Here is an 8,501-nt window from a genome sequence, read left to right on the forward strand (position 1 = left end):
CAGGGATGGGGCGGTGGGACTGTCACCTGTGACATGCCCATGGGCAAGTTGGGTGCTGTGGATCACCCAACAAAAAGGGCAGGCCGGTTGCCCGGACTGCCCTTTGTGGGACAAGCCAATTGAATTACTTGGCGATGGTGGTGGTTTTGCCGAAACGGTTGCGGAATTTCTCCACGCGGCCGCCCATGTTGTCCACCGACTTTTGTGTGCCTGTGTAGAAGGGGTGCGACTCACTGGTCGTATCCAGCTTGTACCAAGGCAACTCGCGGCCGTCTTCCATTTTGATCATCTCTTTGGTGTTAGCGCATGAACGGGTCACGAACTTGAAACCATTGGACATGTCTTGGAAGCAAACTTCACGGTAGTTGGGGTGAATGCCGTCTTTCATGGGGAAATCCTTTTACTTTCGCTACGGTAGCCACACTTCAGCCTATCTGAGTGCACTTTCCGCAAAACTTGTCGATTATAGGGTATCAACCGCCGCGTCGCATCATGTCGAAGAACTCGGAGTTGTTCTTGGTGGCTTTCATGCTCTTCAAGACCATCTCCATCGCTTCGATTTCGTCCATGTTGTACATGAACTGGCGCAAGATGCGGGTTTTTTGCAGCACTTCGGGTTGCAGCAGCAGCTCTTCGCGGCGGGTGCCACTGCGGTTCAGGTTGATGGCCGGGAACACGCGCTTTTCATACAGGCGGCGCTCGAGGTGAATCTCGCAGTTGCCGGTGCCCTTGAATTCTTCAAAAATCACCTCGTCCATGCGGCTGCCGGTGTCGACCAATGCAGTGGCGATGATGGTCAAGCTGCCGCCTTCTTCCACATTGCGGGCCGCGCCAAAGAAGCGCTTGGGGCGCTGCAGGGCGTTGGCATCCACACCACCCGACAGCACTTTGCCCGAGGAAGGCACCACGTTGTTGTAGGCGCGGGCCAGACGGGTGATCGAGTCGAGCAAGATCACCACGTCTTTTTTCAGCTCGACCAAGCGCTTGGCACGTTCAATCACCATTTCGGCCACGTGCACATGGCGCGAAGCGGGTTCGTCAAAGGTCGAAGAGATCACTTCGCCGCGCACGCTGCGTTGCATCTCGGTCACTTCTTCCGGGCGCTCGTCCACCAGCAGCACCATCAGGTGCACATCGGGGTAGTTGGCGGTGATGGCGTGGGCGATCTGCTGCATCATCACCGTCTTGCCCGATTTGGGCTGGGCCACGATCAGGGCGCGTTGGCCACGGCCGAGCGGGGCGATGATGTCGATCACGCGGGCGGTGATGTTTTCTTCGCCCCTGATGTCACGCTCCAGACGCATCTGCTCTTTGGGAAACAGCGGCGTCAGGTTTTCAAACATGACTTTGTGTTTGTTGTTCTCGGGCAGGTCGTCGTTGACCTTGTCCAGTTTGGTCAGTGCAAAGTAGCGCTCGCCGTCTTTGGGGATGCGCACTTCGCCTTCAATCATGTCGCCGGTGTGCAGGTTAAAGCGGCGCACTTGGCTGGGGCTGATGTAGATGTCGTCGGTACTGGCCGTGTAGCTCGAGTCGGGACTGCGCAAGAAGCCAAAACCGTCGGGCAATATCTCGAGCACACCATCGGCAAAGACCTGTTCACCAGCTTTAGCGCGTTTTTTGATGATGGCAAACATCAGCTCCTGTTTGCGCATGCGACCGGTGTTCTCGATTTCGAGTGTGTCGGCTTGCTTCAGGAGTTCGGACACATGAAGTGCCTTGAGTTCGTTCAAATGCATGGGAATGGGCCTGTGGCGAATCGGTCGATTGGAGACCGTTTTTCGGGGTAACCGGGTGGAAATGTTCAGAGCCAAAAACTGCCCAGGGGTTGGGGGCTGGAATTTTCGACAATCAAGGCGCTGGTCCCTGTTCGGGATGCCTGTGAGAAATTATGACAGGTTTTAAGGCCCGTCCAAAAACAAAAAAACCGGGCCCATGGGGCCCGGTGAGGTCTCAACCAGATGAACAAGGGGCTTGGCCCCTGCAGCATCAGGCCAATTGTTGGTCGATGAAAGCGGTCAACTGAGACTTGCTCATGGCACCCACTTTGGTGGCGGCAAGTTGACCGTCTTTGAAAATCATGAGGGTTGGAATGCCCCGAATGCCGAACTTGGCTGGCACATCGCGGTTGTCGTCCACATTCATCTTGGCGATTTGGAGCTTGCCCTCGTAGGCGCTGGCCACTTCGTCAAGGATGGGGGCAATCATTTTGCATGGACCGCACCATTCGGCCCAAAAGTCGACCACCACGGGCTGGCTCGACTGGAGCACGTCAGCTTCGAAAGTGGCGTCGGTGGTGTGTTTGATCAAATCGCTGGCCATGGCCTTTTCCTTGTGAACATTGAGATGCGGATAAAGTTAAGCCTATTTTGACAGAAACATGACGCCTTCGCCCAACAGTGCTGCGTTCTTTGATCCCCACCATGACTCCCACAGTGCCCACATCCCAGCCAGTCGATTTTCCTGTATTGCAAACCGAGGTGGCCATTGTGGGCGGTGGCCCCGCGGGTTTGATGGCGGCCGAGGTTTTGTCCCAGGCTGGCGTGTCTGTGCACTTGTTTGACGCCATGCCCTCTGTGGGGCGTAAATTTTTGTTGGCAGGTCGAGGGGGCTTGAACCTGACCCATTCCGAACCTTTTGAACTGTTTCGCACCCGTTTTGGTGCACGTCAAAACGAGATTGCAACTTGGCTCCAACACACCGATGCCCAAGCGGTACGTGATTGGGCAAAAGGTTTGGGCGTAGACACTTTTGTGGGCACCTCCGGGCGGGTTTTTCCAGCCGAAATGAAGGCCGCTCCGCTCTTGCGTGCCTGGTTGCACCGCTTGCGCCACCCCACTTGCGGTGTGCCTGTTCAATTTCACATGCGCCACCACTGGCGTGGCTGGCAGGACCACTGCATGGTTTTTCACCGCCAAACCGATGCGCAAACGGTGCAAGTGCAGGCCCAAGCCACCCTGTTGGCTTTAGGAGGGGCCAGTTGGCCACGGCTGGGGTCCGACGGCGCTTGGGTCCCTGTGATGCAAGATCAAGGTGTTGAGGTGGCTGATTTGCAGCCTGCCAACTGCGGTTTTGATGTGCTGGGGCGCGAAGGACAAGGGTGGACTCGGCATTTTGTGGATAAATTTGCCGGCCATCCTCTCAAATCGGTGGCCTTGACGGTGCAGGGGGGCGGTGACGCATCGACGGCCGACCGGTTTTCGCGCCGAGGTGAGTTCGTCATCACCCAAACCGGTGTGGAGGGCAGCTTGGTTTATGCCGCTTCGGTTTGGCTGCGTGACGACCTGTTGGCCAGTGGGCACGCCCAATTGATGTTGGATCTTTTGCCTGACAAAACTTTGGCACAAGTCGAAAAAGAGGTTTCATGGCCGCGTGGCAGTCGCAGCCTGAGCAGTCACCTCAAAAGCCGCTTGGGTCTGGATGGCGTCAAAATGGGTTTGCTTCATGAACTGTGCCCGCCTGAGGTGCTGCAACAGTCTGGTGCGTTGGCTGCACACATCAAAGCACTGCCGGTGGTGCTCAAAAGCCCTCGACCCGTGGCCGAGGCCATCAGCACCGCAGGCGGGGTCAAATGGTCATCCTTGGGGGCTGATTTGCGGCTCAATGCCCGACCTGATGTGTATTGCGCAGGTGAAATGCTGGACTGGGAGGCCCCCACGGGGGGTTATTTGTTGACCGCCTGTTTGGCCAGTGGGGTTCAGGCTGCCCATGGGATTTTGTCGAATTCAGTCACAAAAAAACACAAATGATGTATTCCAACCGGGTCTGCACCGCGTTATGCAAGGGTGAATAACTTCATCCCAAGAACGAGGTCGACATGACGTCAGCAGTTACCAAGGAATACCAGTGTGCCGTTGAAGAGGCAGCCAACGCTTTCATGAAGGTGATGGCTTTGCGCGGATTCAATGTGCGCGACTATCCGCAAAACTTTGTGGCCCAAATGGCCAAAAGCACCCGCTTGGATTTCGAGGTCAGCCGTGCGGGGCCTCACGCCCATGCCGATGCTTTGGTTTCTGAATTGCTCAGCACAGCGCCTTTGGCCCCCAAGCTCGTGGCAGTGTCCAAAGACCCCAAAATGGCATTCCCTTCTTTGCGCCGCCGTCTGGCCTAAAGCCGGTCCAGCACGGAACAGCGTGCAACCGTCCGCAGGGGCTGCGGCGGTAGATCCCTCCAAGGGTGTCCTTTCTTCCAAGCTCAGGCTTTTTGCAGCAGACCTGTCCACCGCGTGATGGGAAAGCAGCAAGGCTTTAACATGGTGAGCATGGAATCCCCCTTTCAAACTCGGCCGTGTGCCCCAGTCATGTCAAGACTTGGGGCAGCCTTCAAGACTTTGGTTTTCGGCTTGTGGCTGTTGTTGGGCCTTTCCTCGTCGCCAGCCATGGGGGCCACACAGCAAGAATGGTTCATCGACCAAGCGTTCCTCACGGGAATGTCCTTGCCGCGTCGTGTGGTGTTGCCCCATGTTCTGGCCCCTGAGGATTTTTCGCCATCGGGCAGTCGGGTTTTGTACAAACTGAGTCTGGACTTGCCTGAAGCCCCTCAAGGGCCATTGGCCATCCTCATTCCCAAGCTCAGCCTCTCCGGTTCGGTCTACATCAATGGCGCTTTTGTCAACAGTTGTGGGCAAGGGCCATTGGAGGCACTGCGTTGTTTGCACACGCCCCTCTTTTTGACCACCCCCGCCAGCGTTTGGCGTGCCGGTGACAACACGATCGAGGTTGAAATCTATGCAAGCGCCCGACAGGTGAGTGGTTTGTCATCCGTCCGGGTCGGTGAGGTCGATCGCTTATTCGACCAAAAATTTCGTGTCAATCAATGGCTCAAAACCGAATTTCTGGTGGCGCTTTTTTGGGTGAGCGCTGTGTTCGGGTTTTTGTCTTTGACGGTGTATTTCATTTTGAGCAAAGAACTGGCTTACCTGTGGTTCAGCTTGGGTTGTCTGGCGCACATGTTGGGTTTGCTCAACATGACGGTCACTCGACCATGGATCAACATCGAAGTGTTTGCCTGGCTTGTGGTGTCCTCGCGGTTTTTCGCGACACCCATGGCCTTGCTCACCATGTTGTCCTTGTTTGGCAAGTTGCGCACCTGGATGGTGGTGGCCATGTTGGGTTTTTCCATCACGGGCACATTGCTGATGGCGTTCACATCGGTGAACCGGCCCTTGATTGCCTTGTTGTTCATCGTCTTTTTGATCATTGGATTCGCCTTGATGACGCTGTCCATTTTTTGGGCATTTCAGTCACGCAGCCCCATCAAAATTTTCACCAGTTCCATGGCCATGCTCTTGGTGTTCGCTGGCGTTTTGGATTGGCGTCGTTTTGCGGGGTCCTCCAATTTCGAAGGAACCTATTTGTTTCCTTATGTGTACAGCGCCATGCTGCTCACCTTGGGCACGGTGCTCATTCGCAGTTTGGCCACCTCCTTGCGTCAATCCCGCGTGGACCGGGCGCAGCTCGAGCGCAGGGCCGCCGAGCGCATGGCCTATGAGATCACTGAAAACATTCCCGTGGGGACTTACACCCTGGTGTTCAAGCCGGGTGAGGCCCAAGGTCGTTTCATTTTTGTGAGCCAACGCTTCATTGAGTTGACCGGCCTGAACCGCCAGGATTTGTTGAACGACCCCAATGTGTTTGCAGAAATCCTGCATGAAAAAGCTTTGCCCGAGTGGGAGGCGTTCATTGGTAACTCCTCGAGTAAACGGGTGTTCACACCCAAGGAGTGGCCGATTTTTCCTCTGGGTCGTGAAATGCGTTGGGTCAACAGCGAGGCTGTGTCCAGAACCTTGCCTGACGGATCCCTCCTTTTTGAAGGTGTGTTGTTTGACCGGACCGATGTGGTCAAGGCCAAAGCAGAGTCGGACCGCATTCGAAACCAATTGCAGTTGCGGCAAATCGAACAATCGCGCACCAAGGAACGCGAGCAACTGCTTCGGGACATGCACGATGGTTTTGGATCTCAGTTGGCCGGTGTGCGCATGATGGCCGAAAAAGGCCGCATTCGGCCGGAAGAGTTTCCCGAGTTCTTGCGTGAAATCACCGCCGACCTGCACCTCGTGGTGGACACCTTGGGTCAGATCAACATCACCTTGCAAGAGGCCTTGGTGGACATGCACCACCGACTTGAGCGGCGCTTTGCCAGCAACGGTCCGCAATTGCAGTGGGATGTTCAGCTCAAGGACTTGCCCCCCTTGGCCCCGCGCAAAATTTTGCAAGCGCTGCGTCTGGTCCAAGAAGCCTTGAACAACGCCTACAAACATGCACATGCCCAACATGTGTATTTTTCAGCTCACTTTGATGCCCAGATAGACCAGCTGACCCTGTCGGTGCGTGACGATGGACGAGGGCTCATGCCACCCATGGACCGGGGCCGGGGCATCAGCAATATGCGCTACCGTGCGCGAGAAATGGGCGGAGTGTTTGTATTGATCGAGCACCACCCCGGGGTGGAGGTTTTGCTGCGCGTGCCCCGTGTGTCTGAGCAGCACCGGATTGATTCAAATGAGCTTGTAGCTGATGGCCATGTTGACCGCCTGTGATTGTGAATTGACGTTCAGTTTTCTGTAAAGGCTGCGCACATTTGATTGCACGGTCGACAAGGTCACGCCCATGCTGTCGGCCACCTTGTCGTACGTCAACCCTTGGGCCAGCAATTGCAGGGTTTCATGCTCTCTGGGCGAGAGTTTGATGTCTTTGCGCTCGGGTGCTTTTTCTCCCGCCGCTGACAGTTGCTTGAACAAAAAACGGGCCAGTCGGGGGCTCAAAGGATAGACCCCCTGCAGCACTTGCTGAATGCCTTCGGTGATTTCCGAAATGGACTCGTCTTTCAAGATGTAACCATTGGCGCCAGCCTCGATGGCGGTGAGCACCGCAGACTCTGATGCCACCACCGAGATCACCACAATGGGCATGTCCGCAAAGCGTTCGCGGCAAGTGCGAATCACTTCAATGCCACTCACATCGGGCAATCCCAAATCCACCAACACCAAGTCAACGGCTTTGATTTGATGCTCGATCCAATCTTTGGCCACCAAGCCCTCGCTGAATTCGGTAACCTGCCAATCGTCGGGCAGGCCCTGCATGGCATCGGTGATTTGTTCGGCAAACAGGTGGTTGTCTTCCACCAGCAAGAGCTGCCTTGTGATGCCGTCTGGAACGCTGTTGTGTGCTGAGGTGATCATCCATAGATGATACAAAACATGAGGGCCTTATTTGATGGATGCTTTTTGCCTCAATTCGCCCAATTTGAGTGCCAACGTTTTTTGCGCGAGCAACTCCAGCAGCTGCGGCCGGATTTTGTCCAGAGGTGGGGGGGTGACAGGTCGCGTGGCCTGCAAGTTCAGCACATGCCAGCCCAGGGCTGTGCGCACAGGCTCAGACCACAGTTGCTGCGCGGCCATTTGGCGGATGGCCTGCGCCACTTCGGGCACCAGTTGCTGGATGCCCACCCAGCCCACCAAGCCGCCTTGGGCCTTGCTGTCTGGATCGATTGAAAATTCGGCAGCCAAGGTTGCCAGCGCCTCGCCTTTTTGAATGCGCGAGATCAGGCGCTTGGCCAAGTCTTGGTCGTTCACCACGATGTGGGCAATCAGCATTTCTTGTGAGCCCCATTGCGCCAATTGCGCTTGGTACTCTTGTTGCACGGCGGCGTCGCTGATGGGGTTTTCTGCCAAGACTTTTTGCTGCCACAAACGGACCAAAGCGCCTTGGCTGGCCAGTGCCATTTGGGCCTGCACCAAGGGATTTTTGTCCAAGCCCTGGGCCCGTGCATCTTGTGCCATCAAAGCCTGGTGAATCAGGTCATCGCGCACGGTTTCGCGCAAAGCCGGGCTGCTGGGCGTGCCTTTGGCCATGGCCTCGCGAAACAGCACTTCGGCCAAGGCCGTGGGCTGCGCTTGCTCATTGACCCACACAAAAGGTTGCGCCAAAGCTTGTTGAACTTCGGGCGGAGTTTGGGCCATCACATGGCCGCTGCACACAGCCAGCAGGGCCAAGGCCCAGGGCGTGCGGCGCTGCTTTGAAAAAGGGTGAATCATCGTGCGGGGCTTCGGTATGGGCGTCAATATTTGGCAGAAAAGAAAGTCACTTTGAGGGGCGTTTTGTACGGTGTGGCAGGTGCCCCCAGCGTGGGATAAAACCAGGTGGTGGCTTGCAGCGGATTGTCATGCAACATGTACAGCCCGCCATCGACTTCAATCACCGCGCCGTCTTGTGTGCTGAAACGCAAAGCCCTAGAGGTTTGGTAGTAGACCCCACGCTCATCTGCAAATTTGGCTCGGTAAGGTGCATCCGGCAAGTTCAAAAAAACACCCGGCGAGACCGTGTGCTGGTGCGCATCGTCCAGCGCCAACCAAGAGCCTTGGGCATAGCCCCCGCGAACGCTGCCCAGCTCTTGCAAGTGGCCGCAGCTGCTCAAGGACAAGGCCAGCACCACGGCCGCGAGGGCCGACGAGCGCAGACCCAAGCTGCGCAAAAGGGGAGGTTGTTGAAGCATCATGACAAGGT

At 56.2% G+C, this 8,501-nt stretch carries 9 protein-coding genes; 3 read left to right on the forward strand and 6 right to left on the reverse strand.

Annotated features, from left to right (window positions below):
• Positions 1-124 precede the first annotated feature (124 nt).
• From B9Z48_RS04780 to trxA, 3 genes are all read right to left on the reverse strand, one after another.
• Positions 125-388 (reverse strand): type B 50S ribosomal protein L31, encoded by a 264-nt coding sequence (locus B9Z48_RS04780; protein ID WP_019425345.1) that lies wholly within the window; start codon positions 386-388, stop codon positions 125-127.
• A gap of 85 nt (positions 389-473) precedes the next feature.
• Complete coding sequence (gene rho, locus B9Z48_RS04785) at positions 474-1,736, reverse strand: transcription termination factor Rho (protein WP_089954120.1); 1,263 nt, start codon at positions 1,734-1,736, stop codon at positions 474-476.
• Positions 1,737-1,986: 250 nt separating this feature from the next.
• Entirely contained in the window at positions 1,987-2,319 is a 333-nt protein-coding gene (gene trxA / locus B9Z48_RS04790; protein WP_089954116.1) for a thioredoxin TrxA, read from the reverse strand.
• A 101-nt stretch (positions 2,320-2,420) separates the two neighbouring features.
• Between trxA and B9Z48_RS04795 the strand changes: the two genes are divergently transcribed.
• The 3 genes from B9Z48_RS04795 (at position 2,421) to B9Z48_RS04805 (ending at position 6,535) form a co-directional block, all read left to right on the forward strand.
• On the forward strand, positions 2,421-3,746 hold the full coding sequence (locus tag B9Z48_RS04795) for a TIGR03862 family flavoprotein (protein ID WP_089955236.1): 1,326 nt from the start codon (positions 2,421-2,423) through the stop codon (positions 3,744-3,746).
• A 68-nt stretch (positions 3,747-3,814) separates the two neighbouring features.
• Positions 3,815-4,108: a hypothetical protein gene (locus tag B9Z48_RS04800; RefSeq protein ID WP_089954113.1), complete on the forward strand. Its 294-nt coding sequence runs from the start codon at positions 3,815-3,817 to the stop codon at positions 4,106-4,108.
• A 189-nt stretch (positions 4,109-4,297) separates the two neighbouring features.
• On the forward strand, positions 4,298-6,535 hold the full coding sequence (locus B9Z48_RS04805; protein ID WP_089954106.1) for an ATP-binding protein: 2,238 nt from the start codon (positions 4,298-4,300) through the stop codon (positions 6,533-6,535).
• Here B9Z48_RS04805 and B9Z48_RS04810 read toward each other — a convergent pair.
• From B9Z48_RS04810 to B9Z48_RS04820, 3 genes are read right to left on the reverse strand one after another with little or no spacing between them, the layout of a single operon-like run.
• Positions 6,494-7,177, reverse strand: a complete 684-nt coding sequence (locus B9Z48_RS04810; RefSeq protein WP_089954102.1) for a response regulator transcription factor — start codon at positions 7,175-7,177, stop codon at positions 6,494-6,496. The two genes, B9Z48_RS04805 and B9Z48_RS04810, sit on opposite strands and share 42 nt — an antisense overlap.
• 27 nt (positions 7,178-7,204) lie before the next feature.
• Positions 7,205-8,032 (reverse strand): peptidylprolyl isomerase, encoded by an 828-nt coding sequence (locus tag B9Z48_RS04815; RefSeq protein ID WP_108377330.1) that lies wholly within the window; start codon positions 8,030-8,032, stop codon positions 7,205-7,207.
• A 23-nt stretch (positions 8,033-8,055) separates the two neighbouring features.
• Positions 8,056-8,493, reverse strand: coding sequence for a hypothetical protein (locus tag B9Z48_RS04820; protein WP_108377331.1), 438 nt, complete (start codon positions 8,491-8,493; stop codon positions 8,056-8,058).
• Positions 8,494-8,501 lie beyond the last annotated feature (8 nt).

The sequence above is a fragment of the Limnohabitans sp. WS1 genome, assembly GCF_003063265.1.
Lineage (GTDB): Bacteria > Pseudomonadota > Gammaproteobacteria > Burkholderiales > Burkholderiaceae_C > Limnohabitans_A.

What these genes read in the sequence shown, in the direction of transcription:
- B9Z48_RS04780 (WP_019425345.1), bottom strand. Translation starts at nt 388, where the DNA reads ATGAAAGACGGCATTCACCCCAACTACCGTGAAGTTTGCTTCCAAGAC.
- rho (WP_089954120.1), bottom strand. Translation starts at nt 1,736, where the DNA reads ATGCATTTGAACGAACTCAAGGCACTTCATGTGTCCGAACTCCTGAAG.
- trxA (WP_089954116.1), bottom strand. Translation starts at nt 2,319, where the DNA reads ATGGCCAGCGATTTGATCAAACACACCACCGACGCCACTTTCGAAGCT.
- B9Z48_RS04795 (WP_089955236.1), top strand. Translation starts at nt 2,421, where the DNA reads ATGACTCCCACAGTGCCCACATCCCAGCCAGTCGATTTTCCTGTATTG.
- B9Z48_RS04800 (WP_089954113.1), top strand. Translation starts at nt 3,815, where the DNA reads ATGACGTCAGCAGTTACCAAGGAATACCAGTGTGCCGTTGAAGAGGCA.
- B9Z48_RS04805 (WP_089954106.1), top strand. Translation starts at nt 4,298, where the DNA reads ATGTCAAGACTTGGGGCAGCCTTCAAGACTTTGGTTTTCGGCTTGTGG.
- B9Z48_RS04810 (WP_089954102.1), bottom strand. Translation starts at nt 7,177, where the DNA reads ATGATCACCTCAGCACACAACAGCGTTCCAGACGGCATCACAAGGCAG.
- B9Z48_RS04815 (WP_108377330.1), bottom strand. Translation starts at nt 8,032, where the DNA reads ATGATTCACCCTTTTTCAAAGCAGCGCCGCACGCCCTGGGCCTTGGCC.
- B9Z48_RS04820 (WP_108377331.1), bottom strand. Translation starts at nt 8,493, where the DNA reads ATGATGCTTCAACAACCTCCCCTTTTGCGCAGCTTGGGTCTGCGCTCG.